This window comes from Nocardioides sp. Z13_37 (assembly GCF_058355585.1).
Genome location: NZ_JBZGDV010000002.1, coordinates 651,170 through 678,091 on the forward strand (window position 1 = coordinate 651,170; position 26,922 = coordinate 678,091).

A 26,922-nucleotide genomic window follows, 5' to 3' on the forward strand; every position below is an offset into this window, starting at 1 on the left:
CGCTCGATCGTGCAGACGCACCGATGGTGCAAGACTCCTGTGGCGGACGTCACGCTTGGGTAAGCAATGGAGGTTGTGGAACTTGTGGTCGCGCTCGCGCTGGTGGCCGGCAACGCTCGCCGGCCAGGTCCTGGTGCTCCAGCTGACGGTGCTCCTGGCCGTCGTCGCGGTCGCGAGCGCGGTGTCGGTGCAGCAGAGCGACGCCGACTTCCGCGACACCCGGGGCGCTCGGCTGCGGGCGGCCGCCGAGGCGATGGCCAACATCGCGGCGGTTCGTGACCCGTTCGTGCAGGGGCTGGTCGAGCGCCGCCGCGCGTCGCTGACGTCGTACACCCAGCGGGTGCGCAACGACCTCCAGGCCGGGGGCGTCTACCTCGCCGACCCCGACGGGGTCGTGCTCGTCAGCAGCGACTTCGCCGGCCGGGGGCGTCGGGTCGACCTCGACGGCAGCACCGTCCAGCAGCGGCGCACGTGGACCGGCGACGTCGACGACTTCGGCGAGCGGTCCATCGCGGCGCAGGTGCCGATCATCGACGATCGGGGTGCCCTCGTCGGGATCTCCATGGTGGCGCAGTCCTACCCGTCCATGGCCGAGCGGGCGCGCGGTGTGCTGCCCGACCTGCTCGCCGTCGCGGGTCTCGGGCTCGGCCTGGGCGTCGCCGGCTCGTTCCTGCTCTCCCGGCTGGTCCGCCGCCGCACACGCGGCCTCGAGCCGGCGGCGATCGCCGCGCTCGCCGACCAGCGCGAGGCCCTGCTCCACTCGATCCGCGAGGGCGTCGTCGCGGTCGGGGAGGACGGCACCATCACCGTGGTGAGCGACAGCGCCCGCGAGCTCATCGGGCTCGACGTCGACGTGCAGGGGCGCGCCGTCGACGACCTCGACCTCGACCCCGCCGTGCGCGACCTGCTCTCCGACGGCGCCGAGATCCGCGACCACGTGGTCGTGCTCGGCCAGCGGGTGCTGGTCGTCAACCGCAACCCGGTCGTGGAGGGCGGCAGGCGGGTGGCGTCGGTGACCACGCTCCGCGACCGCACCGAGCTGCTCGCCCTGCAGAGCGAGCTCAGCGCGCGGGAGTCGATCACCAACACGCTGCGCGCCCAGACCCACGAGTTCCACAACCAGCTGCACACGATCTCCGGGCTGGTGCAGCTCGGCGAGTACGACGAGGTGTCACGGCTGGTGGGCACCCTCAGCCGGCGGCGCCGCGAGATCTCCGACGCGGTGCTCGCGCACGTGGGCGACCCCGCCGTCGCCGCCCTGCTGATCGCCAAGACCAGCCTGGCGGCCGAGCGCGGGGTCGACCTGCGCGTATCGGCGACCAGCAGCCTGCCCCGCCTCGATCCGGAGACGTCCACCGACGTCGGCACTGTCCTGGGCAACCTCGTCGACAACGCGGTCGACGCGTCGGTGTCGGTCGGCGGCACGTCGGTCGAGGTCGACCTCGGGCTCGACGGTGACGTGGTGCGGGTGGCGGTGGCCGACACCGGACCCGGCGTCGCGCCGGACGAGGTGGGCCGGATCTTCCGCCGCGGCTGGAGCTCGAAGGCACCCACGAGCGAGGGCAGGGGTGTCGGACTGGCGCTGGTGCAGGTCGTCTGCGAGCGTCGGGGCGGCGCGGCCGCGGTCCGCGCGGGAGACGACGGCACGGGCGCCGTCTTCGAGGTGCGGTTGCCGGGAGCGGAGGTCGGATGAGCACGCGGACGGCCGGTCGGCCGAGCGACGCGACGCACGACGTCACGGTGCTGGTGGTCGACGACGACTTCATGGTCGCGCGCATCCACACCCAGTTCGTCGAGCGCACCGCGGGCTTCACGGTCGTCGGGGTCGCCAGCAGCGGGCAGGCGGCGCTGGACGAGGTGGCCCGCCTCCGCCCCGACCTGGTGCTGCTCGACGTGCACCTGCCCGACATGACCGGCATCGAGGTGCTGCGACGGCTCCGGGCCGGCGGCGACGACGTCGGCGTGCTGGTGGTCACGGCGGCCCGCGAGGCCGACACGGTGCGCGCCGCGGCCTCCGGTGGCGCGGTCCACTACCTGGTGAAGCCGTTCGACTACGAGGATCTGCGCGTGCGGCTCGAGTCGTTCCGCGCCGCGCTGCTCGCGCTCGCGGGCTCGGGTGCGCCCGCCCAGTGCGACATCGACGCGGTGTTCGGCGCGGCGGCCATCGGCGCGTCTCCCGCACCGGTGAGCCTGCCGAAGGGCCTGAGCCCGGAGACTGCCGAGGTCGTGGCGCAGGCCCTCCGCGTCGCCGGCGAGCTCTCGGCGGGGGAGTGCGCCGAGCGTGTCGGCATCTCCCGGGTCTCCGCCCGGCGCTATCTCGAGCACTTCGTGGCGCGAGGCAGCACGGAGGTGCGGCTGCAGTACGGCGGGGCAGGGCGACCCGAGCGCCGCTACCGCCCGATCGGCTCCTGAGGCGCTGACCGCGTCCCACGGCCGTGTCCGTTTTCCGCTGGTGGTCCGGCGGCGCGGGGGTCACGATGGAGCCATGACACCGACCGGGCACCTCGACGCCGAGGCCTGCTACCGCGCGGTCCGCAGCAGGGACCGCCGCTTCGACGGCGTCTTCTACACCGCCGTGCGCACCACCGGCATCTACTGCCGACCGTCGTGCCCGGCGCGCACCCCCGCGGAGGGCAACGTCACCTTCCACCCCACGGCCGCCAGCGCACACGCGGCGGGCTACCGCGCCTGCAAGCGTTGCCTGCCCGACGCGACACCCGGCAGCCCCGAGTGGGACGTCGCGGCCGACGTCGCGGGGCGGGCGATGCGCCTGATCGCCGACGGCCTCGTCGACCGGGAGGGCGTCGACGGGCTGGCCCGCCGCGTCGGCTACACCCCGCGCCACCTCGGGCGGCTGCTGACCCAGGAGCTCGGGGCCGGGCCGCTGGCGCTCGCGCGGGCCAGGCGGGCCCAGAGCGCCCGGGTGCTCATCGAGACGACCGACCTGCCGCTGACCGACGTGGCCTTCGCGGCGGGGTTCGCCAGCGTGCGGCAGTTCAACGAGACCCTGCGCGAGATCTACGCCGCCTCGCCCAGCCAGCTGCGCGGACGCCGCCACCGCACCCGCAGCGCCGGCGCGGTGACCATGCGCCTGCCCGTCCGCACCCCGTTCGCCGGGCAGCGCATGCTCGACTTCCTGGCCCACCACCTCGTGCCGGGCGTCGAGGTCGCCGCGCCCGGCTGGTACGCGCGCACCCTCGACCTTCCGCACGGGAGCGGCACGGTCCGGCTCGAGCTCGCCGACATCCCGGCGGGCGGCACCGGCTTCGTCATCGCCGAGTTCCGGCTCGAGGACCTGCGCGACACCGCCGCTGCGAGCGAGCGCGTACGCCGCCTGCTCGACGCCGACTGCGACCCGCGCGCCGTCGACGGCCACCTCGGCGCGGACCCCGTCCTGGGCCACCTCGTGCGCGCCACCCCGGGCCTGCGCGTCCCCGGCCAGGTCGACGGCGACGAGACCGCGATCCGCACCGTCATCGGGCAACAGGTCAGCGTCGCCGGCGCCCGCACGGTCGCGGGCCGCCTCGTTCGGTCCCACGGGCGTCGCATCGAGTCGGAGGTGCCCGGCCTGACCCACCTCTTCCCCGACGCCGCGACCCTCGCGGCCGCCGACCCGGAGACGCTGCCGATGCCGCGCTCGAGGGGCCGCGCGCTCGTCGGCCTCGCGGCCGCGCTGGCCGAGGGGCGCGTCGTGCTCGACCGCGGCCCCGACCGCGACGACGTACGACGTGCGCTCCTCGAGCTGCCCGGGATCGGGCCGTGGACCGCCGACTACGTGGCGATGCGCGCCCTCGGGCATCCTGACGTCTTCCTCCCCACCGACCTCGCGGTGCGCCGGCTGCTGGCCGACATCGGCGGCGAGCCGGACCCCGAGGCCTGGAGGCCATGGCGCTCCTACGCCCTGATGCACCTCTGGAACACCCTGATGCCTGCCACCGCCCCCACCGAGGAGACCTGACATGTGGACCGTGATGCCCTCGCCCGTGGGCGACCTGCGCGTCGTCGAGCGCGACGGATCGATCGTGGCGATCGAGTTCTCGCCGTTCCGCCAGCCAGCCGACGGCCGTCCGCTGGGCGCGCGCTCCGACGACCACCCGGTGCTCGCCGAGGCCGTGCGGCAGCTGACGGCCTACTTCGACCGCGAGCTCACCGACTTCGACCTCCCGCTCGCCCCGGTCGGCACCGACTTCCAGCGCCGCGTCTGGTCCCAGCTCGAGCAGATCGGCTACGGCCGTACCGCGTCCTACGGCGAGATCGCCGGCCGGCTCGGCATGACCAACGCGGCCTCTCGGGCCGTCGGCCTGGCCAACGGCCGCAACCCGATCCCCATCGTGGTGCCGTGCCACCGGGTCATCGGCGCCAACGGCACGCTCACCGGCTACGCCGGCGGCCTGCTCCGCAAGCAGCAGCTGCTCGAGCTCGAGCAGGACGCGCTGTTCTGATGAGCTGAGGGCCGGCGCGGCCGGGCCGCTCAGTGTCCCGGACGGTGCGTGCCGGCACCCAGCCCCGCTCCCAGCGCTGCGGGCAGGAACACGAGGCCGGCGGCGAAGACCGCGAGGGAGGCGTCGAGCCGCAGGCTCTCGGCCAGCCCGATGCTGTCGTCGGCCCCGATGGTGGCCAGCGCGAGCAGCCAGAGCACTCCCAGCGCCACCGCGGCGACGGCCCACACGGCCAAGGCCGACCCTGCGCCGAGACGACGTCCGTCGGCGAACGCCCAGCCGAGGCTGACCAGGGCGACGGCGCCGAACGCGATGAGGCCCGCGCCGATGTTGGCGTCGGCGGCGTCGGGGAACAGGAACGGGATCGCGGCGTAGTAGGCCGCGAGCGCGGCGCCCAGCACGACGAGGCGCACGAGGGCTGGGATGAGGGGACGCATGGCTCCACCCTGCCGTGTGCCGTCTGTGCGGGGGACACCACACCCGGGCTCAGGCCGGTGCCCACCCCGGGTCGCGGCCCGACCGGGCGAGCAGGCGCTCGAACGCCGTCGCGTCGGGGCCGACGCTGACGGCAGGGCCGAACATCCCTGGCGTGCCGTCGGCGTCGAAGCCCTCCACGGAGGCCGCGAGCGCGCCGGCGGTCGCGTCGTCGCAGTCGAAGCCCTGGCCGGTGGCGCAGGCGAGGTCCCATCCGTGCAGGACGATCTCGTCGAGTGCGACGAGACCGGCCACCTGGCCTGGCAGGTCGATGCCACCCGCGCGGGTCATGCCCTCCCACGCAGCGGGGTCGCGCCAGGCGGCGGCGAGCGCCGGCAGCTGGTGGGCCAGTGCCTCGCGCCAGCCGGGCTGGGCGTCCGGCCACCCGCCGTCGTCGGGACTGGTGTCAGTCAGGGGGCCGAAGTCCTTGTCGGCGGCGGCGCGGAAGGCGGGCGTCAGCCCCACCAGGTGCTGCAGGAGCTGGCCCACCGTCCTGCCCTCGCAGGGGGTCGGCGCGGCCAGCTGCTCGTCGGTGACGTCGACGACGACGTCGGCGAGCTGCTCGGCAGCGGGGGCGAGGTCGACGAGCTCGGTCATGCGTCCACCCTGCCCGACGGGCGGCGGTGCTGAGAAGCCCTCCGGGCTACTCCGCAGCGGCGCGGCGCAGTGACTCCGAGAGCCGGTCGGCCGCGGCCAGGACGGCAGGTGCGTGCATCCGCCCGGGCTGGCGCGAGAGGCGCTCGAGGGGACCGGAGACCGAGACCGCGGCGATCACCTTGCCGCCGGGGGAGCGGACCGGGGCCGACACCGAGGCGACGCCCTGCTCGCGCTCGCCCACCGACTGCGACCAGCCGCGGCGGCGGATGCCCGACAGCGCCGTGGCGGAGAAGGCAGCGTTCTGCAGGCCGCGGTGCATGCGCTCGGGGTCCTCCCAGGCGAGCAGGATCTGCGCGGCCGAGCCGGCGTTCATGGTCAGCTGGGAGCCGACGGGGATGGTGTCGCGGAGCCCCGAGGGGCGCTCGGCAGCGGCCACGCACACGCGGTGCTCGCCCTGGCGGCGCCACAGCTGCGCGGACTCGCCGGTGATGTCGCGCAGCCGGGCCAGGACCGGGCCCGCCGCGGCGAGCAGGCGGTCCTCGCCGGCGGCGGCGGAGAGCTCGGCGAGCCGCGGGCCGAGCACGAACCGGCCCTGCATGTCGCGTGCGACGAGGCGGTGGTGCTCGAGGGCCACAGCGAGGCGGTGCGCGGTGGGACGGGCCAGCCCGGTGCCCGCGACGAGGCCCGCCAAGGTGGCCGGTCCGGCCTCCAGCGCGGCGAGCACGAGCGCCGCCTTGTCGAGAACGCCGACGCCAGATCCGTTGTCCATATGCCGATATTGTCATCTCAGGGAGTGGGATGCAAGATGTAGCGTCGTCACACCGCACGCAGAGAAGGAGATCGAGTCATGGGCAAGACCCTGTCCGAGAAGGTCTGGGACGAGCACGTCGTCCGGAGCGCCCCCGGGGAGCCCGACCTCCTCTTCATCGACCTCCACCTGCTCCACGAGGTGACCTCGCCCCAGGCGTTCGACGGGCTCCGGCTGGCCAACCGCCCGGTGCGCCGTCCCGACCTCACCCTCGCGACCGAGGACCACAACGTCCCGACCCTCGACTGGGACAAGCCGATCGCCGACCCGGTGAGCCGCACGCAGGTCGAGGCGCTGCGCAAGAACGCCGCCGACTTCGGCGTCCGGCTGCACCCGCTCGGCGACGTCGAGCAGGGCATCGTCCATGTGGTCGGCCCCCAGCTTGGCCTGACCCAGCCGGGCATGACCATCGTGTGCGGCGACTCGCACACCTCCACGCACGGAGCGTTCGGCGCCATCGCGTTCGGCATCGGCACCTCCGAGGTCGAGCACGTCCTCGCCACCCAGACCCTCACCCAGGCCCGGCCCAAGACCATGGCGGTCACCATCAACGGCAGCCTGCCCGACGGGGTCACCGCCAAGGACCTGGTCCTCACCCTCATCACGCACACGGGCACCGGTGGTGGCCAGGGCTACATCGTGGAGTACCGCGGCCAGGCCATCGAGGAGCTCTCGATGGAGGGCCGCATGACGGTCTGCAACATGTCGATCGAGTGGGGCGCCAAGGCCGGCCTCATCGCTCCCGACCAGACCACCTTCGACTACATCGAGGGCAAGCCGGAGGCGCCCAAGGGCGCCGACTGGGACGCCGCGCTCGCCCACTGGAAGACGCTGCGCACCGACGACGACGCCGTCTTCGACAAGGAGATCGTGCTCGACGCGTCCACGATGACGCCGTTCGTCACCTGGGGCACCAACCCCGGCCAGGGCGCGCCGCTGGGTGCGAGCGTCCCGAGCCCCGACGACTTCGACGAGCCCAACGACAAGGTCGCGACCGAGAAGGCCCTGCAGTACATGGGTCTCGAGGCCGGCACGCCGCTGCGCGAGGTCAAGGTCGACACGGTGTTCGTCGGCTCCTGCACCAACGGCCGGATCGAGGACCTGCGGCTCGCGGCCTCGATCCTCGAGGGCCGCCGCGTCGCCGACGACACCCGCATGCTGGTCGTGCCGGGGTCGGTGCGCGTACGCCTCCAGGCCGAGGCCGAGGGCCTCGACAAGGTCTTCGTCGCCGCGGGCGCCGAGTGGCGTGGCGCCGGCTGCTCGATGTGCCTGGGCATGAACCCCGACCAGCTCGCCCCGGGCGAGCGGAGTGCGTCGACGTCCAACCGCAACTTCGAGGGCCGCCAGGGCAAGGGCGGTCGTACGCACCTGGTCTCGGTGCCCGTCGCCGCGGCCACCGCCGTGCGCGGCACCCTGTCCTCGCCCGCCGACCTGGCTCCCGTCGCCGACCTGCAGGAGGTCTGACCCATGGACAAGTTCACCACCCACACCGGCGTCGGCGTACCGCTCAAGCGCAGCAACGTCGACACCGACCAGATCATCCCGGCCGTCTACCTCAAGCGGGTCACCCGCACCGGCTTCGAGGACGGACTCTTCGCGGCCTGGCGCAACGATCCCGACTTCGTGCTCAACGACCCGACCTACGCCACGGGGTCGGTGCTCGTCGCCGGTCCCGACTTCGGCACCGGGAGCTCGCGCGAGCACGCCGTGTGGGCGCTGCAGAACTACGGCTTCAAGGTCGTCATCTCCTCGCGTTTCGCCGACATCTTCCGCGGCAACTCCGGCAAGGCCGGGCTGGTGGCGGCGCAGGTCGACGAGAAGGTCGTGCAGCGGCTGTGGGACTGGCTCGACGACAACCCGGGCGGCGTGATCACCGTCGACCTGGAGAGCCGCACCGTCCGCGCAGGCATGGGCGAGGACGCCGTCGAGGACTCCTTCGACATCGACGACTACACGCGCTGGCGGCTGCTCGAGGGCCTCGACGACATCGGCATCACCCTCTCCCACGACGACGCCATCACCGCCTTCGAGGCGGGGCGACCGAGCTGGAAGCCCGTCACTGCCTGAAAAACCCCGTAAACAAGGGCGATGGTGATTGTCCTCACCCTCCCATGTCCCTAGCGTGCTAGAGAGGGTCGAGCACGAGCTCGGCGTCCGAGGTTCATTGGGAAGGGAAGCTAGTGAACAAGTCAGAGCTCATCGACGCGCTCGCCGCGCGTTACGAGGGGAACCGCAAGCAGGCGGCCCACGCACTGGAGTCCGTGCTCGACACCATCACCCGCGAGGTCGCGAAGGGGGAGAAGGTCGCGATCACTGGCTTCGGCTCCTTCGAGAAGGCCGTCCGCAACGCGCGCTGGGTCCGCAACCCGCAGACCGGCGAGCGGATGAAGTCGAAGAAGAAGTCCGTGCCGAAGTTCTCCGCCGGCAAGGAGCTCAAGGACGTCATCTCGGGTGCGAAGAAGCTTCCGAGGCTGACGGCCGCGACGATGCCCAAGCCGCCCGCTGTCCGGGCTGCTGCGTCAGCCGTCACGGGAGCTGCCACCAAGAAGTCGGCACCGGCCAAGACCACGACCTCGAAGTCCACCGCGGCCAAGAAGTCCAGCACCGCCAAGACCACGACGGCCAAGACCACGACCGCCAAGAAGTCGACCGCCAAGAAGGCCGGCAGCTCGGCCACCAAGACCGCCGCCTCCAAGACCGCCGCCTCCAAGGCGCCGGCGAAGAAGACGGCCGCCAAGTCGACCGCCAGCAAGTCCACGAGCTCCTCGACCGCCAAGAAGGCACCGGCCAAGAAGAGCCCCGCCAAGAAGACCACGGCCAAGAAGAGCACCGCGAAGAAGTCCTGACGCCGCAGCCCTGCTGCCGCGCCGACACGGGCGGGTCACCCCTGGCGGGTGGCCCGCCCGTCGTGTGCCCGCGTCGTGTGCGGGCCGACGCCGATGATCATCGCGGCGGCCAGGTCGTCGGCGTCGTCGACGTCGGTGCGCACGCTGGTCGCCCGGGTGCCGACCTCCACCGCACCGGCCTGCTCGTGCCGGAACGCGGACGAGTGGCCGAACGCCGGGTCGAACCGCTCGGCAGCGGCGGCGTACACCGTGGTGCCCGCACCGTCGCGGTCGCGCACGAACGCGCTGCGGCCGGCCGCGACCTGCTCGCGCACCTCGGCCAGCACGCCGGCCAGCTCCACGGGCCGCAGCCCCGGCAGGTCGGCGCACAGCGCCACCGGCACGGCGCCCGGCCAGCGCCGCGCCACCTCCGCGGCAGCTTGCACGAGGGTGGCGTTCAGGTCGTCGCTGACGCCGTCGGGGATCACCGCGCACCCGAGCGTGCGCACGGCCGCGGCGAGGCGGTGGTCGTCGGTCACGACGAGGACCGCGTCCACGCCCGGCGTGGCGCCGGCGGCCTGGACGGTGTCGAGCGCGAACGCCTCGGCCAGGGCGCGGCGCTCGTCGTCGCCGAGCGCGGTCAGTCGGGACTTGCCGTGGGAGGGCGGCTTGACGGGAACGACGACCACGCAGCGGTCGGTGGGGGCAACGGCGGGCACCCGGCGATCCTGCCACCCGGGTCCAGCGTGCCGGTGTCGTCCCTGCGCGGCGCCGACCGGATAGCCTGCTCGCGACACACAGGGAGCGTCCGGGCCGGGCCCGCGAGCAGAGCAGGATCGGGAGGGGTGACGGTGCGCGTCAGGAAGCTTGAGCGCAAGCGCGGCTGGGCGATGACCGTCGCCGCGTCCATCCTCAAGCCGACCCTGCTCAGCGCCACCTCGCGCACCTGGGTCGACGGCGAGAAGATCCCCGCCACCGGCGGCTGCATCGTGGCGATCAACCACATCTCGCACGTCGACCCGCTGCTCTCGGCGCACTTCGTCTACGACCACGGCCGGCTGCCGCGCTACCTCGCGAAGTCCGGGCTGTTCACCAACAAGTACCTCGGCGCCTTCCTCACCGCCGCCGGCCAGATCCCCGTCGAGCGGCTCAGCCGCAACGCGATCGGCGCCTACGCCGCCGCGGTGCAGGCGATCGACGACGGCGAGTGCCTCATCATCTACCCCGAGGGCACGCTGACCCGCGACCCCGACCTGTGGCCGATGAAGGGCAAGACCGGCGCGGCGCGGATCGCGCTCGCGACCGGCTGTCCCGTGATCCCGGTGGGGCAGTGGGGTGCCCAGGAGGTGCTGCCGCCCTACACCAAGCGGCCGCACCTCGTGCCGCGCAAGACGATCGTGATGAAGGCGGGCGACCCGGTCCCGCTCGACGACCTCCTCGCGCTGCCGCAGTCGGCGGAGACCATCGCGGCGGCCACCGACCGCATCATGGCCGCGATCACCGCCCTGGTCGCCGACATCCGCGGCGAGGACGCCCCGGCGCAGCGCTTCGACCCGCGCGCCAGCGGCGTACGCGAGATCGGCAACCCCCACGACGAGGCCCCCGACCGGGGCCACCGGACGAACAGGAAGCGCACCCGATGACGAAGATCGCAGTGTTCGGGGCCGGGTCGTGGGGCACCGCCTTCTCGCTCGTGCTGGCCGACGCCGGCAACGACGTGGCCATCTGGGCGCGGCGCGAGGAGGTCGTGGAGGCCATCAACGGCCGTCGCGAGAACACCGACTACCTGCCGGGCATCGAGCTGGCGCCGACCATCTCGGCGTCGACCGACCCCGAGAAGGTCGCCGCCGACGCGGACGTCGTCGTGCTGACCGTGCCGTCGCAGAGCCTCCGCGAGAACCTCACGACCTGGGCGCCGGTCCTGCCGCAGCGGGCCACGCTCGTCTCCCTGATGAAGGGTGTCGAGCTTGGCTCCCTGATGCGGATGAGCGAGGTCATCGAGGAGGTCACCGACGCGCCTGGCGACCGGATCGCGGTCGTCAGCGGCCCCAACCTGGCGCGCGAGATCGCGCGCCGTGAGCCCGCCGCCTCGGTCGTCGCTTGCGTCGACGAGGACCGCGCCAAGCACATCCAGGCCCTCACCCACGGCCCGTCGTGGCGCCCGTACACGTCCGTCGACGTCCTCGGGTGCGAGATCGGCGGCGCCTACAAGAACGTCGTCGGCCTCGCCGTCGGCATGGCGGTCGGCCTGGGATTCGGCGACAACACGACCGCGTCGGTGATCACCCGCGGCCTCGCCGAGACCGCCCGCCTCGCCACGGCACAGGGCGCCAACCCCCTCACCCTCATGGGCCTCGCGGGGCTCGGCGACCTGGTCGCCACCTGCTCGTCGCCGCTGTCGCGCAACCGCACCTTCGGCGAGCGCCTCGGCCAGGGCATGACGACCGCCGACATCTACGCCACGACGCGCCAGGTCGCCGAGGGCGCCAAGTCCTGCAAGTCACTCCTCGAGCTGGCGCGGCGCACCGGCGTGGACGCGCCGATCGCCGAGGCGGTCGATGCGGTCGTCGACGGCAAGATGACCGCGCACGACATGATGAACTCGTTCATCGCCCGCGACACCAAGCCCGAGCTGCACTGAGCGACATCCGCTGGTACGCGGCGGCGACGGGTCAGCCGACGCAGCCGTCCAGCGCCGCGCGCAGGTCGTCCCAGAGGTCCTCGACGTCCTCGATGCCGACCGAGAGCCGCACCAGGCCGTCGGGGATGGTGGCCGCCTCGGCCTTCCACCGCCGGCGGCGCTCCAGGCTCGACTCGACGCCGCCGAGCGACGTGGCGTGGATCCACAGGCGGGTCTTGCGGCTGAGCAGGTCGGCGGCCATCTCGCCCTGGGCGAGGACGATGCTGACGATCGCGCCGAACCCGGGGTAGCGCACCTCCGACAGCGCGGGGTGCTCGGCGAGCCGGCGGGCGAGCTCCTGGGCGTTGGCCTGCGCGCGCTCGACGCGCAGGTGCAGGGTGCGCAGGCCGCGCAGGGTCAGCCACGCCTCGAACGGGCCGGGGATCGCCCCGACGAGGTCGCGACGTCCCTTGAGCACGCCATGGAGCTCGTCGTCGCGGACGACGATCGCGCCCATCTGCACGTCGGAGTGCCCGGCGAGGTACTTGGTGGCGGAGTGCACGACGATGTCCACGTCGTCGTCGAGTGGCCGCTGGAGCAGGGGAGTGGCGAAGGTGTTGTCGACCACGACGTACGCCCCGGCCTCGTGCGCAGCCTTCGTGATCGTGGGGATGTCGGCGACCTCCAGGGCCGGGTTGGTGGGCGACTCCAGCCACACCAGCGCGGCGCCGTCGCAGGCCGCCACCACCGCGTCGGTGTCGGTGACGTCGACCAGCTCCGCCCGGATGCGGCCCCGGGCCTCCAGGTCGGCGAGCTGCATGATCGTGCCGGTGTAGCCGTGCCGTGGCGCGACGACCTTGGCGTCCGCGCCCACGAGGTCGAGGACGGTGGAGACCGCGGCCAGCCCGGACGCGAAGGTCAGGCAGCGGCCGCCCTCCAGCGCGCCGAGCGCGTCCTCCAGTGCCGTCCACGTCGGGTTGCCGTAGCGCCCGTACTCCACCTGGCCGCCGGCGACGTAGGTAGCCGCCATCGTGATCGGGGTGTTGAGCGGGGCGTCCGGGACCTTGTCGGGCCGGCCGGCCGTGACGGCGATCGTGCCGGGCCTGAGCGGTGAGTCTGCAGCCATGCGCGCCAGCGTAGGTGGATAGGGTCGAGGCGATGAACGACACTCCCCCCGGCACCACCTCGGACCCCACGCCCGACTCCGCTCCGGATCACTCGGCGGACCCCTCGGCGCGCCACGCCGCGCGCAAGCCGCGCGTCGCCGTCGTCTTCGGGGGCCGCTCCTCCGAGCACGGCATCTCCTGCGTCACCGCAGGGAGCGTGCTGGCCGCGATCGACCGCGAGGCCTACGACGTGGTGCCGGTCGGGATCGCCACCGACGGGCGGTGGGTGCTCGAGAGCGACGAGCCGGCGCGCCTCGCGATCCAAGGCAACGACCTCCCTCGGGTCGACGCCGACCGGTCGCCCGTCGCGCTGCGGGGCGCGACCACGGGCACCGACCTCGTCGTCACCGAGGCGTCCAGCGTCCCGTCGGTCATCGGCGAGGTCGACGTGGTGTTCCCGCTGCTCCACGGGCCGTGGGGCGAGGACGGCACCCTCCAGGGCATGCTCGAGATGGCCGGCGTGCGCTACGTCGGCTCCGGCGTGCTCGCCTCGGCGATCGGCATGGACAAGGCCTACATGAAGGTGGTCCTGCAGGCGGCCGGGCTGCCGGTCACGCACGGCATCGTCGTGACCCGCACCGAGTGGGAGCAGGACCCCGCCGGCTGCCGCGCCCGGATCGAGGAGCTCGGGTTCCCGTCGTTCGCCAAGCCGGCCCGCGCCGGCTCGAGCATGGGCATCAGCAAGGTCCACGACGCCACCGAGGTCGCGGACGCGCTCGCGGAGGCGTTCCGCCACGACCCCAAGGTGCTCGTCGAGCACTCGATGGAGGGCGCCCGCGAGGTGGAGTGCGGCGTGCTCGGCACGTTCGAGGGACCGCCCGAGACCTCGCGCCCCGGCGAGGTGCGCACGGGTGGCGAGCACGAGTTCTACGACTTCGAGGCCAAGTACCTCCCCGGCCAGCACACCGAGATCGACATCCCGGCGGACGTGCCGGCCGAGGCCGAGCAGCAGCTGCGCGCGATGGCGGTGCGGGCGTTCGAGGCGTTGTCGTGCGAGGGGCTCGCCCGGGTCGACTTCTTCCTCATGCCCGACGGGTCGCTTGTGATCAACGAGCTCAACACGATGCCCGGCTTCACGCCCACCTCGATGTACCCGCAGCTCTGGGCGGCCACCGGAATGTCCTACCCCGACCTCGTCGACCGGCTCGTCCAGCTGGCGCTGCGCCGCGACACCGGCCTGCGCTGAGCTAGAGGCAGGGGAGGCCCTCGCGCAGGTGCTCCTTCAGCGCCGGCGCCAGGTCGGCGAGCGCGCGGTCGATCCCCTCGGTGCGGTAGTCGGCGGGCACCGTGAGCTCGACGAGCGGGTCGAGGGTGAGCGCCACCGGTGTCGCGGTCTCCGAGATGTCGGTGAGCTGGTCCGGGGTGACGTACCAGCCGACACCCTCGATGACGCTGCACTCCGCCGTGGGCTCGTAGTCGCCGGGCCGCTCCACGCCGCAGGACAGGACGTACGCCGGGTCGCCCCAGGCCGCGCCCAGCGCGTCGGCCGGCTCCACCTCGCGCCGCTCCTGTCCGGCGAGCGTCTCGGGCAGGTCGGCGACCAGCGCCTCGCACGCGGCGCGGTCGCGCGCGGACAGGTCGACGTCGTCGATCGTGGGCGTGCTCGAGCACCCGGTGCCCGTCAGCAGGACGAGGACGCCGAGGACGCCGGACGTGACGACGCCCCGGCCCGTGGTGGGGCCGAGGCGTCGATGCGGCTGCACGGGGGCCGGGTGGCTCAGATGTGGACGACCGGGCAGGTGAGCGTGCGGGTGATGCCGTCGAGGTTCTGCACCTTGGAGACGACGAGCTTGCCCAGCTCGTCGACGTTCTTGGCCTCGGCGCGCACGATCACGTCGTAGGGACCGGTGACGTCCTCGGCGAGCGTGACGCCGTTGACCTGCGCGATCTCACGGGCGACCTCGGCGGCCTTGCCGACGTCGGTCTGGATCAGGATGTAGGCCTGGACGACCATCGTGGACTCCTCGGTCTCGTTCATCGGGTCTCGTTCATCGGGTGTGACCGGCACAACCTACCGCGCCGCGAGCCGGCGCCGACAGGGGACGGGTGCGACCGGGCGGGCCTCCGGTCTGGTGGGATGGGCCCATGGCACTGGCAGCGGACGCAACCCTCGGTGAGGCCGGCGAGTTCGGGCTCATCGCCGAGCTCATCGCCCAGCTCGGCGATGCCACCGACGCCGACGAGCACGTGCTCGTCGGCCCCGGCGACGACGCCGCCGTGCTGCGGGTCAAGCGCGGCCACGTCGTGGTCTCCACCGACCTGATGGTCGAGGGCCGCCACTTCCGCCGCGACTGGGCCAGCGCCTCGGACGTGGGCCACCGGGCGGCCGCGCAGAACCTCTCGGACGTCAACGCCATGGGCGGCGTCGCGCGCCACCTCACCATCGGCCTCGCCGCGCCCGCGGACCTCCCGGTGGCGTGGGCGCTCGACTTCGCGCGCGGTGTCGCCGACGAGTGCGCGAGCATCGGCGCGACGGTCGTCGGCGGCGACCTGACCCGCGCCGACCAGCTGACGATCGCCGTCACCGTCCTCGGCGAGTGCGCCCAGGCGCCGGTCCTGCGCTCGGGCGCCCGGCCGGGCGACGTGCTCGCGCTGACCGGCCGCCAGGGGTGGGCCGCCGGCGGGCTGGCCGTCCTCGGCCGCGGGTTCCGCTCGCCGCGGGTGCTGGTGGAGGCCTACCGCCGCCCGGAGCCGCCGTACGCCGCGGGCCGGGTCGCCGCAGAGGCGGGGGCGACCTCGCTCATCGACATCTCCGACGGCCTCCTGGCCGAGGCCGGGCACATCGCCGACGCGAGCGGCGTCGCGATCGACGTCCGCACCGGGGCGTTCGAGATCCCCGAGCCGCTCCAGGCCGTGGGCGCCGCCCTCGGTGCCGACCCGATGCAGTTCATCCTCAGCGGCGGCGACGACCACTCCCTGCTGGCCACCTTCCCCGACGTGGCGTCGGTGCCCGGCGGGTGGCAGGTGATCGGCGAGGTGCTCGAGGGAGAGGGCGTCACCGTCGACGGCGGGACGTACGACGGCCCCACCGGCTGGACCCACTTCTGAGGATCCTGGCCCGTGAGTCTCCGAGAGACTCAACGGACACCTCTTCCGCGAGTTGCGGACTTGTCGGGGCTTGTATGCCCCGACAAGTCGGGGTTTCCCCGGTTGACCGGGGAAACCGCAACCGCAACTGCAACCGCAACCGCAACCGCAACCGTAACCGCAAGCGCGAGCGCGAGCGAGAGCCCGCGGAGAACGACGAAGCCCCCGCCGCAGAGCGGCGGGGGCTTCGATCGACGACGTCAGGTCAGCGGGAGACCTTGCCGGCCTTGAGGCAGCCGGTGCAGACGTTGAGGCGCTTGGGCGTGCCGTTGACGGTCGCCCGGACGCGCTGGATGTTGGGGTTGAAACGACGCTTGGTGATCTTGCGCGACCAGGGACGGTTGTTTCCGAAGCCCGGCTTCTTGGCGCAGATGTCGCAGACGGCAGCCACCGTGCACTCCGATCCGTTCGAGGTTGATAGAGATGTCCATGAGGCCTGCACCCCGCACGAAGCGGCAGCTGGCAACCGCGCAAGAGTAGCCGAGGACCGGCGGCGGGATGAAATCGTAGCCCCGCGCAATCCGGGCACTACCCTGTGGCGCGCACCACATCGTACGACGGACCCGCCTGCAGCACCCCCCACGAGACACCTACGAGACCCCTACGAGACACCGGAGAAGACCGACCCGATGGAGCACGTCACCCACGGCATCACCCTCGACGGTGTCGCGCGGTTCGTCGACATCGCGACGGACGCGCTCTCGTCGGCGCGCGAGGAGATCGACGCGCTCAACGTCTACCCGGTGCCCGACGGCGACACCGGCACCAACATGTTCCTCACCGTCTCCGCGGCTCGCGACGCGCTGCGCGAGGCGATGGCCGACGACCCCGGGCTCGCGCTCGGCGACGGGATGGCCGTGCTCGCCCGCGCCGCGCTCATGGGCGCCCGCGGCAACTCCGGGGTGATCCTCAGCCAGATGCTGCGTGCCTTCGTACGCCACCTCGCCGGCGCCGCGGTCGCGGACCGGCCGGCCGAGACGATCGCCGCGGCGATGGCCGAGGCGACCGAGGCCAGCTATGCCGCCGTCGGCGTGCCCGTCGAGGGCACGATCCTCACCGTCGCCCGGGCCGCCTCGGACGCCGCGGTCGAGGCGGCGGCGGCGCGCGGCGCGCGCACCCGCGACGTCTTCACCGCCGCCGCGGCGGCCGCCCGCGCGGCCCTGCTGCGCACGCCCGAGCAGCTCGACGTGCTGGCCCAGGCCGGCGTCGTCGACGCCGGCGGCCGGGGGCTGTGCGTCGTGCTCGACGCGGTCGAGACCACCGCCACGGGCCGCCGGCCGTCGCCGTACTCGGCCCCCCTCGGCACGCACCACATCCCGGTGGCCACGGTGGCCCCCGGTGAGGACCTGACCGAGGACGGCCCCGGCTACGAGGTGATGTACCTGCTCGACGTCGCCCCCGAGGTGGAGCAGGAGCGGGTCGCCGAGCTGCGTGCGCGGCTCGCTCGGCTCGGCGACAGCCTCGTGGTCGTCGGGGGCGAGGGCCTGTGGAACGTGCACGTGCACGTCGACGACGTCGGTGCCGCCATCGAGGCCGGGATCGCCGCCGGCCGGCCGCACCGCATCCGGGTCACCCACTTCGCCGACCAGGTCGCCGGCCGGCAGAAGGCCTCGACCCGCACGGGTCGTCGCGTCGTCGCGGTCGCCGCCGGCGACGGCCTGGCCGAGCTGTTCGCGTCCGCCGGCGCGGTCGTGGTGCCGGGCGGGCCCGGCCGGCGCCCCTCGACCGGCCAGCTCCTCGAGGCCGTCGTCGACTGCGGCGCGCACGAGGTCGTGGTGCTGCCCAACGACGCCGACAGCGTGCGGGCCGCCGAGATCGCGGCGCGCACGGCCGAGGCGGAGCACGACATCGACGTCGAGGTGATCCCGACGCACGCGCAGGTGCAGGGCCTGGCCGCCATCTCGGTCCACGAGCCCGGCCGTGCCTTCGACGCCGACGTGCGCGAGATGACCGCAACCGCCCGCCACGTGCGCCACGGCGCCGTGACGATCGCCGCCCGCCGGGCCATCACGATGGCCGGGCCGTGCGAGCCCGGCGACGCGCTCGGCGTCATCGCGGGCGACTTCGCGGTGGTCGGCTCCGACCTGGGCGAGGTCGCCACCGACGTGCTGGAACGCCTCCTCGCCGGTGGTGGCGAGCTGGTGACGATCGTGTCGGGGGAGGGCGGCGAGGAGCTCGCCCGCCAGGTCGCCGCCCACGTCGAGCAGCGCCACCCCCACGTCGACGTCGCGGTCCACGACGGCGGCCAGTCGCGCTACCCCCTGCTGGTCAGCGTGGAGTGAGCGGCAGGATTCACGCATGGTCGCGATCACCCCGGACAGCCCCATCGGGGCGGTGTTCGGCAACCACCACAAGAAGCGCAAGCTGGCCGAGGAGGGCCTCGGCCTCGAGACCGTCGGCGACCTCCTGCGCCACTTCCCTCGCCGCTACGTCCCGGCCACCGAGCTCTCGGAGGTCGCCACGCCGGTCGTCGGCGACCAGCTCACGATCGTGGGGGAGGTGCGCTCGTGCGAGAGCGCGTCCTTCTTCAGCGGCAACCGCCGGCAGTTCCGCACGACGGTGCGGCTGCGGACCGACGGTCCCGACTTCTCCGTCACCCTGTTCAGCCCCTACGCCAGCATGGTCGAGCGCCACGAGGCCGAGTTCCGCCCCGGTGCGCGGGCCGTCTTCACCGGCAGGGCCAAGCAGTTCCGCGGCAGCTGGCAGCTCGAGCAGCCCCACGGTTTCGCGCTCGACGGTCCCAACGCGCCGCGGCTGAGCAAGCTGATGCCGGTCTACCCGCTGACCGCCAAGCTCTACACCTGGGACATCCAGAAGGTCGTGGCCACCGCGCTCGACCTCGTCACCGGCGTCCCCGACGTGCTCACCCCCGAGCTGCGGGAGCGCTTCGGCGTGCTCGACGTGATGCAGGCGCTGCGCTGGATCCACGCCCCCGACGACTGGACGCAGGTGGGGGCCGCGCAGAAGCGGTTCCGCTTCGAGGAGGCGCTGGTGCTCCAGCTCGTCCTGGCCCGGCGGCGCGCGGCCCACCGGGCCCAGGGCGCCCGGGCGCGCGTACGCCGCGACGACGGCCTGCTGGCCGCCTTCGACGAGCGGCTGCCGTTCGAGCTCACCGGCGGCCAGCGCGAGATCGGCGACCTCGTCGCCGAGGAGCTCGGCCGCGACCACCCGATGAACCGGCTGCTCCAGGGCGAGGTGGGCTCGGGCAAGACCCTCGTCGCCCTGCGCGCGATGCTCCAGGTGGTCGACGCCGGGGGACAGGCCGCCCTCCTCGCCCCCACCGAGGTCCTGGCCCAGCAGCACCACCGCTCGGTCTCCGCGATGCTCGGCGACCTCGCCCAGGGCGGCATGCTCGGCGGCGACCCGCGCGCCACCCAGGTCGTGCTGCTCACCGGGTCGATGGGCAAGGCGGCCCGCCAGGAGGCGATGCTGCGGATCGTGACCGGCGAGGCCGGCATCGTCATCGGCACCCACGCGCTGCTCGAGGACCGGGTCGAGTTCGCCGACCTCGGCCTCGTGGTGGTCGACGAGCAGCACCGCTTCGGCGTCGAGCAGCGCGCGGCGCTGACCGACAAGGCCGGCTCGCCGCCGCACGTGCTCGTGATGACGGCGACGCCGATCCCGCGCACCGTCGCGATGACGGTCTTCGGCGACCTCGAGACCTCCGTCCTCGCCGAGCTGCCCGCGGGCCGCGCGCCGATCCAGACCAACGTCGTGCCGCTGGCCGAGCAGCCCACCTGGATCGCGCGGGTGTGGCAGCGGGTGCGCGAGGAGGTCGAGAAGGGGCACCAGGCGTACGTGGTGTGCCCCCGCATCTCCGGCGACGCGGGGGAGGAGGGCGAGACCGACCAGCTCGACTTCGACGACGAGGGGGCCGAGATCACGCCCAAGCGGTCGCTGGCAGCGGTCGAGGAGGTCCACGCCGAGCTGGCGGCCGGCCCCCTGGCGGGGCTGCGCACGGCGGTCCTGCACGGGCGGATGGCGCCCGACGACAAGGACCGCACGATGCGCGCCTTCGCCGCCGGCGAGATCGACGTCCTGGTGTCCACGACGGTCATCGAGGTGGGGGTCGACGTCCACAACGCCACCACGATGGTGCTCCTCGACGCCGACCGGTTCGGCGTCTCCCAGCTCCACCAGCTGCGCGGCCGGGTCGGTCGTGGCGGCCTGCCCGGGCTGTGCCTGCTGGTCTCCCACGCCGAGGCCGGCAGCGCGGCTCGCGAGCGCCTCGACGCCGTCGCCTCGACGACCGACGGATTCGAGCTCAGCCGGGTCGACCTCGAGCAGCGTCGCGAGGGCGACGTGCTCGGCGCCAACCAGTCGGGCTTCCGCTCCAGCCTCGTCACACTTCGGGTATTGCGCGACGAGAAGACGATCGTCCGGGCCCGGGAGGCCGCGGAGGCGCTACTCTCCGAGGACTCCGCGCTGGGGCAGGCGCCCGACCTGGCCGACGCGGTCGCGGAGGTGGAGCGCTCGGCGGCGTCGGGATTCATGGAGAAGGGCTGACCACGCGGACATGACTCGCATCATCGGGGGAACGGCTGGAGGTCGACGGCTCGAGACGCCTCGCGGCCAGACGACCCGGCCGACGAGCGACCGGGTGCGCGAGGCCCTCTTCTCGGCCATCGAGTCGCGCACCGGCTCGCTCGACGGGCTGCGCTTCCTCGACCTCTACGCCGGCTCGGGCGCCGTGGGCCTCGAGGCGTGGTCGCGGGGCGCGGGCGTGGTGACCATGGTCGAGCAGGACCGCCGCACGGCCGCCCTGATCTCGCGCAACGCCGCCGCCCTCGGCTTCTCCCGGGCCCGGGTGGTGGCGGCATCGGTCTCGACGTTCCTCTCCTCGCCTCCCGCGGCGCCCTACGACGTGGTGTTCTCCGACCCGCCCTACCCCACCCCCGACGCCGCGGTCGACGCCGACCTGGCCACCCTGGTCGCGCAGGGCTGGCTCGTGCCGGGCGCGCTGGTGGTCGTCGAGCGGGCCGCGAAGCGCACGGTGCTCACCTGGCCGCCGGGCATCGAGGAGGACCGCACGCGCCGCTACGGCGAGACCGCCCTTTGGTACGGTCACGCCACCCTGGCCCCCTGATCCCGCCGGCCACCCTGCGGGAGCAGAGCCGTCCCTGCGAAGGAAGGACGCCCGTGCGTCGCGCTGTCTGCCCCGGCTCCTTCGACCCGGTGACCAACGGTCACCTCGACATCGTCGCTCGCGCCGCCACCCTCTTCGACGAGGTCGTCGTCGCCGTCGGCACCAACATGAGCAAGAACCGGCTCTTCACCCCCGACGAGCGCATCGCGATGCTCGAGGAGGCCACGGCCGGCATCGACAACGTGCGCGTCGCGGGCTTCGACGGCCTCATCGTCGACTTCTGCCGCGAGATCGAGGCGGTGGCCATCGTCAAGGGCCTCCGCGGGGCCGGCGACTACGAGTACGAGCTGCCGATGGCCCAGATGAACTCCCACCTCACCTCGGTGGAGACCGTGTTCCTCCCCGGGGCGGTCAGCAACGCGTTCGTCTCCTCCAGCCTGATCAAGGAGGTCGCGGCGCTCGGCGGAGACGTCCGCGGCTTCGTGCCCGAGCCGGTCCGCGAGCGGCTCGTGGCGCGGCTCGCGGAGCGGCGCAGCTGAGCGCGCCGCGACCCCCGTCCGTCACTCGTTTTGCCCCGTCGGTGGGGCGCCGGATACGATTCCGAGGTTGTGTTGGTGTCCAGATGTGGGAGTTCGACGTGAGCAGCCTGGACCCGAGGTCGCCGCTCGTGCTCGATACACGCGAGCTCGGGCGCCGTCCGGGGTCCCAGCGTGAGCTCGAGCTCTCCGTTCCGGCGCCGGCACAGCTTGGCATCGAAGTCCTCCGTGTCCCCGAGGGATCGCCGGTCGAGCTCGACCTGCGACTCGAGGCGGTCATGGAGGGAGTGCTGCTCACGGGCACGGCCACGGCCGCGCTCGAGGGGGAGTGCGTACGCTGCCTGGAGCCGATCGAGGACGAGGTCCACGTGACGCTGCAGGAGCTCTACGTCTACCCCGACCAGCACGACAAGGCCGCGGAGAACCACGACCGCGACCTCGACGACGAGACCAGCCGGCTCGAGGACGACCTGCTCGACCTCGAGCCCCTGCTGCGGGACGCGGTGGTGCTCGCACTACCCTTCCAGCCGCTGTGCATGGACGATTGCCCAGGGTTGTGCACCGAGTGCGGTGCCCGGCTCGCGGACGACCCGGACCACACGCACGACGCGCCGATCGACCCCCGCTGGGCAGGGCTCCAGCAGCTGGCGCAGACCGAGCAGGACAGCGAGCAGCACCCCCAGCACGACCCCCAGGACTGAACCACCTCGCCGGGAATCCCCGGCAGAGCAACGCAAGCAACAGGAGACCACCATGGCTGTTCCGAAGCGGAAGATGTCGCGCAGCAACACGCGTCACCGCCGTTCGCAGTGGAAGGCCGTCGCGCCGACCCTCGTCACGTGCGCCAACCCCGCCTGCGGTGCCAAGCACCTCCCGCACCGTGCGTGCGGCCAGTGCGGCCAGTACGGCGCCCGGGCCGACCGTCGCCAGGTCCTCTGACCAGCGACGAGCTCCGCGCAGCGCTCGGTGATCCGGTCCTGGATCCCGAGCTGCTGCAGCGTGCCCTGACGCACCGCTCGTACGCCTACGAGAACGGTCAGATCCCGACCAACGAGCGACTGGAGTTCCTCGGCGACTCCGTCCTCGGGGTCGTGGTCACCGAGACGCTCTACCGCGCCCACCCCGACTTCTCGGAGGGCCGGCTGGCCAAGCTGCGTGCCGCGGTGGTCAACGCGCGCGCCCTGGCCGACGTCGCCCGCCAGATCGGGCTCGGCCGGCACATCAAGCTGGGGCGCGGCGAGGAGAGCACCGGCGGTCGCGACAAGGCCTCCATCCTCTCCGACACCGTCGAGGCGGTCATCGGCGCGATCCACCTCAGCGGCGGCATCGACGAGGCCGCCAAGGTCGTCCACCTGCTCTTCGACCCGGTCATGGAGGCCGCGGCGTCGATGGGCGCCGGCCTGGACTGGAAGACCTCCCTGCAGGAGCTCTCCGCCGACCTGGGCCTCGGCGTGCCCGAGTACCTCATCGAGGACGACGGGCCCGACCACATGAAGACCTTCGTGGCGCGCGTGCGCGTCGGCGAGCAGGTCCTCGGCAACGGCACCGGTCGCTCCAAGAAGGAGGCCGAGCAGGGCGCCGCCGAGACCGCCTACCGCGAGATCAAGGACGCCGCCGGCCGCACGGCCGAGCCGGCCGCCGTGTCCGGCGCCGACGCCTGAGCCGTGCCCGAGCTCCCCGAGGTCGAGGTCGTCCGGGCCGGCCTCGAGCGCCACGTCGTGGGCGCTCGCATCGACGCCGTCGAGGTGCTCCACCCGCGGCCCGTGCGTCGTGACCACCGCGGGTCGACCGGATTCGTCGCCGCCCTGCAGGGCCGGCGCATCGAGGCCGTCCGCCGCCGCGGCAAGTACTTCTGGCTCGCGCTCGACAACGACGACGCCCTCCTGGGCCACCTCGGCATGAGCGGGCAGATGCTCCTCCACGAGCCGGGCGCGCTCGACGAGCGCCACCTGCGGGTCCGCTTCCGCCTCCTCGCCGCCGACGGGGGCCCGCTCGAGATGCGCTTCGTCGACCAGCGGATGTTCGGCGGGCTGGTCGTCTCGGCCGGCGGGGCGCAGCTGCCGACCGAGATCGTGCACATCGCCCGTGACCCGATCGACCCCGAGTTCGACGACGACGAGTTCGTGCGGCGCGCGCGACGGCGCACGTCGGCGATCAAGCGGCTGCTGCTCGACCAGGGGCTGGTGTCGGGCGTCGGCAACATCTACGCCGACGAGGCCCTGTGGCGCGCGCGCCTGCACGGCGAGCGGCCGGGGGACCGGCTCACCGGCCCGGTGCTCCGCGGCCTGCTCGGGCAGGTGCGCGAGGTGATGGGCGAGGCGCTGGCCCAGGGCGGCACCTCCTTCGACGCGCTCTACGTCAACGTCAACGGCGAGTCCGGCTACTTCGACCGCTCCCTCGACGCCTACGGGCGCGAGGGCGAGCCGTGCCGGCGCTGCGGCACGCCGATCCGCCGGGTCTCGTTCATGAACCGGTCGTCGTTCTTCTGCCCGCGGTGCCAGCGGCCGCCCCGTGCGCGGAGCCCCCGGGCGCATTGACCCCTGCCCCGCGCGGTGGGACTCTTGGAGACGGCCGGATCGTCGGCCGAACGACTCGACCTTTCGAAAGGCTCCCCATGGCCAAGGCGCTGTTGGGTCATGTGAACAACGACGTGCGGAGCACGTCCGTCCTCGCCGCCGAGAACCATCGGCTCCGCCGCCGCGTCGCCGACCTCGAGGCGCTGGTGCTGCGGCTGGAGGCCGACAACGACCGGCTCGCCGCCGCGGCCCGGGGCGTCGAGCGCACCGTCGAGGACCTCCAGCCCGCCTGAGAACAGCCCGCCCGAAACCTCGGTGCGCGCCCGGGTGCGGCGCCCGTAGGCTCTCCTGCTTGTGAGCCGCATCGTCGAGACCGTCTTCCCGGCCCGCCTCGGGACTGGCTTCCGGTGGCTCGTCGGGTCGTCCTGGATGACCAACCTGGGCGACGGGGCGCTGATCGCGGCAGGCCCGCTGCTGGTCGCGTCCCAGACCCGCAACCCGATCCTGGTCGCGTCCGCCATGATCGCCCTCCAGGCGCCGTGGCTGCTGGTGGGGCTGTTCGCCGGCGCGCTGGCCGACCGGCTCGACCGCCGGCTGGTGATGATGGCCGCCAACACGGTGCGCGGTCTCGTCCTGGCCGGGCTGTGCGTGGTCATCGCGACCGGCCACGTCAACATCGCCCTCGTGCTCGCGGCCCTGCTCGCGCTCGGCACGGCCGAGACGTTCGTCGACGCCACCGCGGGCACGCTCACCCCGATGCTGGTGGACAAGCGCGACCTCGGCATCGCCAACTCGCGCCTGATGGCCGGCATGATCACGGGCAACCAGCTCGTCGGCCCGGCCATCGGCGCGCTGCTGTTCTCGGTCGGCATGGTCTGGCCGTTCGCCGTCACGGTCGCCTGCATCGCCGTGGGCGTGGTGCTGGTCTCGCGCATCGGCACGCCGCCGGGGGCGGTCCGCGGCGAGGTCGACACCCACCTCCGGCAGGACATCGCCGACGGCGTGCGCTGGCTGATGGGCAACCGGCCGGTGCGGACGCTGGCGATCATCATCGTCGTCTTCAACGTCACCTGGGCGGCCCCGTGGTCGGTCCTGGTGCTCTGGGCGCTCGAGCGGGTGGGGATCGGCGAGGCGGGCTTCGGCCTGCTCACCACGGCCTCGGCGCTGGGGGGCCTGCTGGCCACGTTCTCCTACGGACGCCTCGAGCGGCTGGTTCCGCTGGCCACACTCATGCGGGCGGTGCTGCTGGCCGAGGTGGTCTTCCACCTCGCCATGGCGCTCACCACCTCGCCGTGGGCGGCGTACCCCCTGATGTTCTTCTTCGGGGCGTACGCCTTCGTGTGGGGCACGCTGTCGCAGGCCGTCCGCCAGCGCGCCGTGCCGGCCGAGCTGCAGGGCCGGGTCGGCTCGGTCTACATGATCTGCGTGATGGGCGGCATGCTCCTCGGCTCGCTGCTCGGCGGCCTCATCGCCGGCGCGTGGGGGCTGACCGCGCCGTGGTGGTTCGCCTTCGTGGGCTCGGGCGTCACGCTCGCGCTCGTGTGGCGCTCGCTCGGGCACATCGCGCACGCCGACGAGGCCGCGACCGCGAACGCCTGACCGGGGCCGGCGAAGGCCCGGCGACGGCTCAGCGTCGCCGGAGCCGGCGACCCAGGCGGCGGCCGAGCCGGGGCGCCGGGGCCTCCTCGGCCGCTCCGGGTGCCGACGCGGTCGCACGCGCGATCGCCCGGTCGCGCTGGCGGCGGGCGCGGTCGCGCGCGGCCCGCACCCGGGCCAGGCGCGCCCGCGTCTCGGCGAGCCGCTGCTCAACATCGGCCAGGTGGTGGGCGGGCACGGTCTCGCCCGCCGGTGCTCCCGGCGACTCGTCGGGCAGTGCCGCACGGAGCCGGGCGAGGGCGGCGCGCGCTTCCCCGGTCACTCGCGCCGGGTCGCCGTGGGGGTCCAGGCGCCGCAGGGTCGCGTAGAACTCCTGCTCGCCGACCCGCGTGGCGGTGAGCCGTTCGACCGCGAAGTCGACCATCCCCAGCGCGAGGAGGTCGTCGAGCAGGTCGGCGAGGTCGCGCGGCGTCAACGGCCAGACGTGGCAGTCGACGTAGTCGCCGGCGCGCTGCCGGGCCAGGTGGCGCCGGACGTCGTCGATCGGGTGGGAGCCCTGCGCGGGCGGCGCCTCACCGGCCCATGCCTGCGCCGCGGAGAAGTCGACGGCCCGCATGAAGTGGTCGAGGACCGCCCGTGCCGACGGGGTCCGGTCGCCGTCGAGGTGGGCCTGCACCACCTGGCCCACGGTCGTCGGGGTGCGGCGGGCGTCGAAGCAGTAGCGGCGGTCGGGGAGCGCGAGCTGCAGCGCGCCGTCGTCGGTCAGCACCTGTGCCACGTCGTGCAGCCAGCCGACCATGTCGGGCACGTGCTCCATGACATGGCTGGCCACCACGTGCTGGTAGGGCGCGTCCGCGGCCACCGCCTCGGCGAGCGTCGACACCGTGCCGTCGGGCCGGGTGAGCCAGAAGTGCTGCTCGGGGACGGCGTCGGGGTCGACCGCCGGGTTGCCGGCGTAGTGGGCGAGCAGCCCCGCCCGGTCGAGCACGTCGACGTAGCGGACGTCGGCCACCGCCGGGTCGACGACCGGGTTGGCGAGCGGGCCGATCTCCAGGCAGCGTCCCCGGGCGAGGTCCGCGTCGCCCACGATCCGGGCGCGGCGTGCGGCTCTCATGCCTGCAGACCCTAGGTCGTCGGACCCCCCGCCGGCGCGGACGCCGTGCCACGATGTG

At 73.5% G+C, this 26,922-nt stretch carries 30 protein-coding genes; 21 read left to right on the forward strand and 9 right to left on the reverse strand.

Going from position 1 to position 26,922, the window contains the following annotated elements:
* The first annotated feature begins 82 nt into the window (after positions 1–82).
* The 4 genes from AC4H2S_RS08100 (at position 83) to AC4H2S_RS08115 (ending at position 4,442) form a co-directional block, all read left to right on the forward strand.
* Positions 83–1,693, forward strand: a complete 1,611-nt coding sequence (locus tag AC4H2S_RS08100) for a sensor histidine kinase (protein ID WP_491496450.1) — start codon at positions 83–85, stop codon at positions 1,691–1,693.
* The gene (locus AC4H2S_RS08105) at positions 1,690–2,412 is read left to right on the forward strand and encodes a response regulator (protein WP_491496451.1); all 723 of its coding nucleotides are present in this window, start codon (positions 1,690–1,692) and stop codon (positions 2,410–2,412) included. The genes AC4H2S_RS08100 and AC4H2S_RS08105 overlap by 4 nt, the downstream gene beginning before the upstream one ends.
* A 73-nt stretch (positions 2,413–2,485) precedes the next feature.
* Positions 2,486–3,958, forward strand: coding sequence for an AlkA N-terminal domain-containing protein (locus AC4H2S_RS08110; protein ID WP_491496452.1), 1,473 nt, complete (start codon positions 2,486–2,488; stop codon positions 3,956–3,958).
* Between the two features lies 1 nt (position 3,959).
* Positions 3,960–4,442, forward strand: coding sequence for a methylated-DNA--[protein]-cysteine S-methyltransferase (locus AC4H2S_RS08115; protein WP_491496453.1), 483 nt, complete (start codon positions 3,960–3,962; stop codon positions 4,440–4,442).
* A gap of 29 nt (positions 4,443–4,471) precedes the next feature.
* Here the strand turns inward: AC4H2S_RS08115 and AC4H2S_RS08120 are convergent, their stop codons facing one another.
* The 3 genes from AC4H2S_RS08120 to AC4H2S_RS08130 are packed head-to-tail and all read right to left on the reverse strand — an operon-like array spanning position 4,472 to position 6,279.
* On the reverse strand, positions 4,472–4,876 hold the full coding sequence (locus tag AC4H2S_RS08120) for a hypothetical protein (RefSeq protein ID WP_491496454.1): 405 nt from the start codon (positions 4,874–4,876) through the stop codon (positions 4,472–4,474).
* Between the two features lie 49 nt (positions 4,877–4,925).
* Entirely contained in the window at positions 4,926–5,510 is a 585-nt protein-coding gene (locus tag AC4H2S_RS08125) for a TIGR03086 family metal-binding protein (RefSeq protein WP_491496455.1), read from the reverse strand.
* Positions 5,511–5,556: 46 nt separating this feature from the next.
* Entirely contained in the window at positions 5,557–6,279 is a 723-nt protein-coding gene (locus tag AC4H2S_RS08130; RefSeq protein ID WP_056602619.1) for an IclR family transcriptional regulator, read from the reverse strand.
* A 78-nt stretch (positions 6,280–6,357) separates the two neighbouring features.
* Here AC4H2S_RS08130 and leuC point away from each other — a divergent pair, with 78 nt between their 5' ends.
* The 3 genes from leuC to AC4H2S_RS08145 all read left to right on the forward strand — a co-directional run bounded on the left by leuC (position 6,358) and on the right by AC4H2S_RS08145 (position 9,164).
* Entirely contained in the window at positions 6,358–7,782 is a 1,425-nt protein-coding gene (gene leuC, locus AC4H2S_RS08135) for a 3-isopropylmalate dehydratase large subunit (protein WP_491496456.1), read from the forward strand.
* A 3-nt stretch (positions 7,783–7,785) separates the two neighbouring features.
* Positions 7,786–8,385: a 3-isopropylmalate dehydratase small subunit gene (gene leuD / locus AC4H2S_RS08140; RefSeq protein WP_491496457.1), complete on the forward strand. Its 600-nt coding sequence runs from the start codon at positions 7,786–7,788 to the stop codon at positions 8,383–8,385.
* Between the two features lie 113 nt (positions 8,386–8,498).
* A complete protein-coding gene (locus AC4H2S_RS08145; protein ID WP_491496458.1) occupies positions 8,499–9,164 on the forward strand; it encodes an HU family DNA-binding protein in 666 nt (221 codons plus the stop codon).
* 35 nt (positions 9,165–9,199) lie between these two features.
* On the opposite strand, the gene cofC is transcribed toward AC4H2S_RS08145, so the two are convergent.
* Complete coding sequence (gene cofC, locus AC4H2S_RS08150) at positions 9,200–9,862, reverse strand: 2-phospho-L-lactate guanylyltransferase (RefSeq protein ID WP_491496459.1); 663 nt, start codon at positions 9,860–9,862, stop codon at positions 9,200–9,202.
* 126 nt (positions 9,863–9,988) lie between these two features.
* Here cofC and AC4H2S_RS08155 point away from each other — a divergent pair, with 126 nt between their 5' ends.
* Together AC4H2S_RS08155 and AC4H2S_RS08160 are read left to right on the forward strand one after the other, a co-directional pair.
* A complete protein-coding gene (locus AC4H2S_RS08155) occupies positions 9,989–10,786 on the forward strand; it encodes a lysophospholipid acyltransferase family protein (RefSeq protein ID WP_491496460.1) in 798 nt (265 codons plus the stop codon).
* Positions 10,783–11,784 (forward strand): NAD(P)H-dependent glycerol-3-phosphate dehydrogenase, encoded by a 1,002-nt coding sequence (locus tag AC4H2S_RS08160; protein WP_491496461.1) that lies wholly within the window; start codon positions 10,783–10,785, stop codon positions 11,782–11,784. Before AC4H2S_RS08155 ends, AC4H2S_RS08160 begins: the two co-directional genes overlap by 4 nt.
* A 31-nt stretch (positions 11,785–11,815) precedes the next feature.
* Here AC4H2S_RS08160 and AC4H2S_RS08165 read toward each other — a convergent pair whose 3' ends face one another.
* A complete protein-coding gene (locus tag AC4H2S_RS08165; RefSeq protein ID WP_491496462.1) occupies positions 11,816–12,889 on the reverse strand; it encodes a trans-sulfuration enzyme family protein in 1,074 nt (357 codons plus the stop codon).
* Positions 12,890–12,921: 32 nt separating this feature from the next.
* Between AC4H2S_RS08165 and AC4H2S_RS08170 the strand changes: the two genes are divergently transcribed.
* Complete coding sequence (locus AC4H2S_RS08170; protein WP_491496463.1) at positions 12,922–14,115, forward strand: D-alanine--D-alanine ligase family protein; 1,194 nt, start codon at positions 12,922–12,924, stop codon at positions 14,113–14,115.
* A gap of 1 nt (position 14,116) precedes the next feature.
* Here AC4H2S_RS08170 and AC4H2S_RS08175 read toward each other — a convergent pair whose 3' ends face one another.
* Together AC4H2S_RS08175 and AC4H2S_RS08180 are read right to left on the reverse strand one after the other, a co-directional pair.
* Positions 14,117–14,632 carry a DUF3515 domain-containing protein gene (locus AC4H2S_RS08175; RefSeq protein ID WP_491496464.1) on the reverse strand — a complete coding sequence of 172 codons (516 nt, stop codon included), beginning with the start codon at positions 14,630–14,632 and terminating at the stop codon, positions 14,117–14,119.
* A gap of 14 nt (positions 14,633–14,646) precedes the next feature.
* The gene (locus AC4H2S_RS08180; RefSeq protein ID WP_090972075.1) at positions 14,647–14,883 is read right to left on the reverse strand and encodes an Lrp/AsnC family transcriptional regulator; all 237 of its coding nucleotides are present in this window, start codon (positions 14,881–14,883) and stop codon (positions 14,647–14,649) included.
* Between the two features lie 131 nt (positions 14,884–15,014).
* Here AC4H2S_RS08180 and AC4H2S_RS08185 point away from each other — a divergent pair, with 131 nt between their 5' ends.
* Positions 15,015–15,977 (forward strand): thiamine-phosphate kinase, encoded by a 963-nt coding sequence (locus AC4H2S_RS08185; protein ID WP_491496465.1) that lies wholly within the window; start codon positions 15,015–15,017, stop codon positions 15,975–15,977.
* Between the two features lie 244 nt (positions 15,978–16,221).
* On the opposite strand, the gene rpmB is transcribed toward AC4H2S_RS08185, so the two are convergent.
* On the reverse strand, positions 16,222–16,407 hold the full coding sequence (gene rpmB, locus AC4H2S_RS08190; RefSeq protein ID WP_056602600.1) for a 50S ribosomal protein L28: 186 nt from the start codon (positions 16,405–16,407) through the stop codon (positions 16,222–16,224).
* A gap of 238 nt (positions 16,408–16,645) precedes the next feature.
* Here rpmB and AC4H2S_RS08195 point away from each other — a divergent pair, with 238 nt between their 5' ends.
* The 10 genes from AC4H2S_RS08195 to AC4H2S_RS08240 all read left to right on the forward strand — a co-directional run bounded on the left by AC4H2S_RS08195 (position 16,646) and on the right by AC4H2S_RS08240 (position 25,753).
* On the forward strand, positions 16,646–18,298 hold the full coding sequence (locus AC4H2S_RS08195; protein ID WP_491496466.1) for a DAK2 domain-containing protein: 1,653 nt from the start codon (positions 16,646–16,648) through the stop codon (positions 18,296–18,298).
* 16 nt (positions 18,299–18,314) lie between these two features.
* The gene (locus tag AC4H2S_RS08200) at positions 18,315–20,522 is read left to right on the forward strand and encodes an ATP-dependent DNA helicase RecG (RefSeq protein WP_491496467.1); all 2,208 of its coding nucleotides are present in this window, start codon (positions 18,315–18,317) and stop codon (positions 20,520–20,522) included.
* A gap of 10 nt (positions 20,523–20,532) precedes the next feature.
* Positions 20,533–21,102, forward strand: coding sequence for a 16S rRNA (guanine(966)-N(2))-methyltransferase RsmD (rsmD, locus tag AC4H2S_RS08205; protein ID WP_491496468.1), 570 nt, complete (start codon positions 20,533–20,535; stop codon positions 21,100–21,102).
* Positions 21,103–21,155: 53 nt separating this feature from the next.
* Entirely contained in the window at positions 21,156–21,641 is a 486-nt protein-coding gene (gene coaD, locus AC4H2S_RS08210; RefSeq protein ID WP_491496469.1) for a pantetheine-phosphate adenylyltransferase, read from the forward strand.
* Between the two features lie 98 nt (positions 21,642–21,739).
* Positions 21,740–22,339 (forward strand): YceD family protein, encoded by a 600-nt coding sequence (locus AC4H2S_RS08215; protein ID WP_491496470.1) that lies wholly within the window; start codon positions 21,740–21,742, stop codon positions 22,337–22,339.
* Between the two features lie 52 nt (positions 22,340–22,391).
* Positions 22,392–22,577, forward strand: coding sequence for a 50S ribosomal protein L32 (gene rpmF / locus AC4H2S_RS08220; protein ID WP_056906555.1), 186 nt, complete (start codon positions 22,392–22,394; stop codon positions 22,575–22,577).
* The gene (gene rnc, locus AC4H2S_RS08225) at positions 22,532–23,299 is read left to right on the forward strand and encodes a ribonuclease III (protein WP_491496471.1); all 768 of its coding nucleotides are present in this window, start codon (positions 22,532–22,534) and stop codon (positions 23,297–23,299) included. Before rpmF ends, rnc begins: the two co-directional genes overlap by 46 nt.
* A gap of 3 nt (positions 23,300–23,302) precedes the next feature.
* On the forward strand, positions 23,303–24,175 hold the full coding sequence (gene mutM / locus AC4H2S_RS08230; protein WP_491496472.1) for a bifunctional DNA-formamidopyrimidine glycosylase/DNA-(apurinic or apyrimidinic site) lyase: 873 nt from the start codon (positions 23,303–23,305) through the stop codon (positions 24,173–24,175).
* Positions 24,176–24,252: 77 nt separating this feature from the next.
* On the forward strand, positions 24,253–24,447 hold the full coding sequence (locus tag AC4H2S_RS08235) for a hypothetical protein (RefSeq protein WP_491496473.1): 195 nt from the start codon (positions 24,253–24,255) through the stop codon (positions 24,445–24,447).
* A 61-nt stretch (positions 24,448–24,508) separates the two neighbouring features.
* Positions 24,509–25,753, forward strand: coding sequence for an MFS transporter (locus AC4H2S_RS08240; protein WP_491496474.1), 1,245 nt, complete (start codon positions 24,509–24,511; stop codon positions 25,751–25,753).
* A 28-nt stretch (positions 25,754–25,781) separates the two neighbouring features.
* Here the strand turns inward: AC4H2S_RS08240 and AC4H2S_RS08245 are convergent, their stop codons facing one another.
* Positions 25,782–26,864 (reverse strand): methyltransferase domain-containing protein, encoded by a 1,083-nt coding sequence (locus AC4H2S_RS08245; RefSeq protein ID WP_491496475.1) that lies wholly within the window; start codon positions 26,862–26,864, stop codon positions 25,782–25,784.
* Positions 26,865–26,922: the final 58 nt, after the last annotated feature.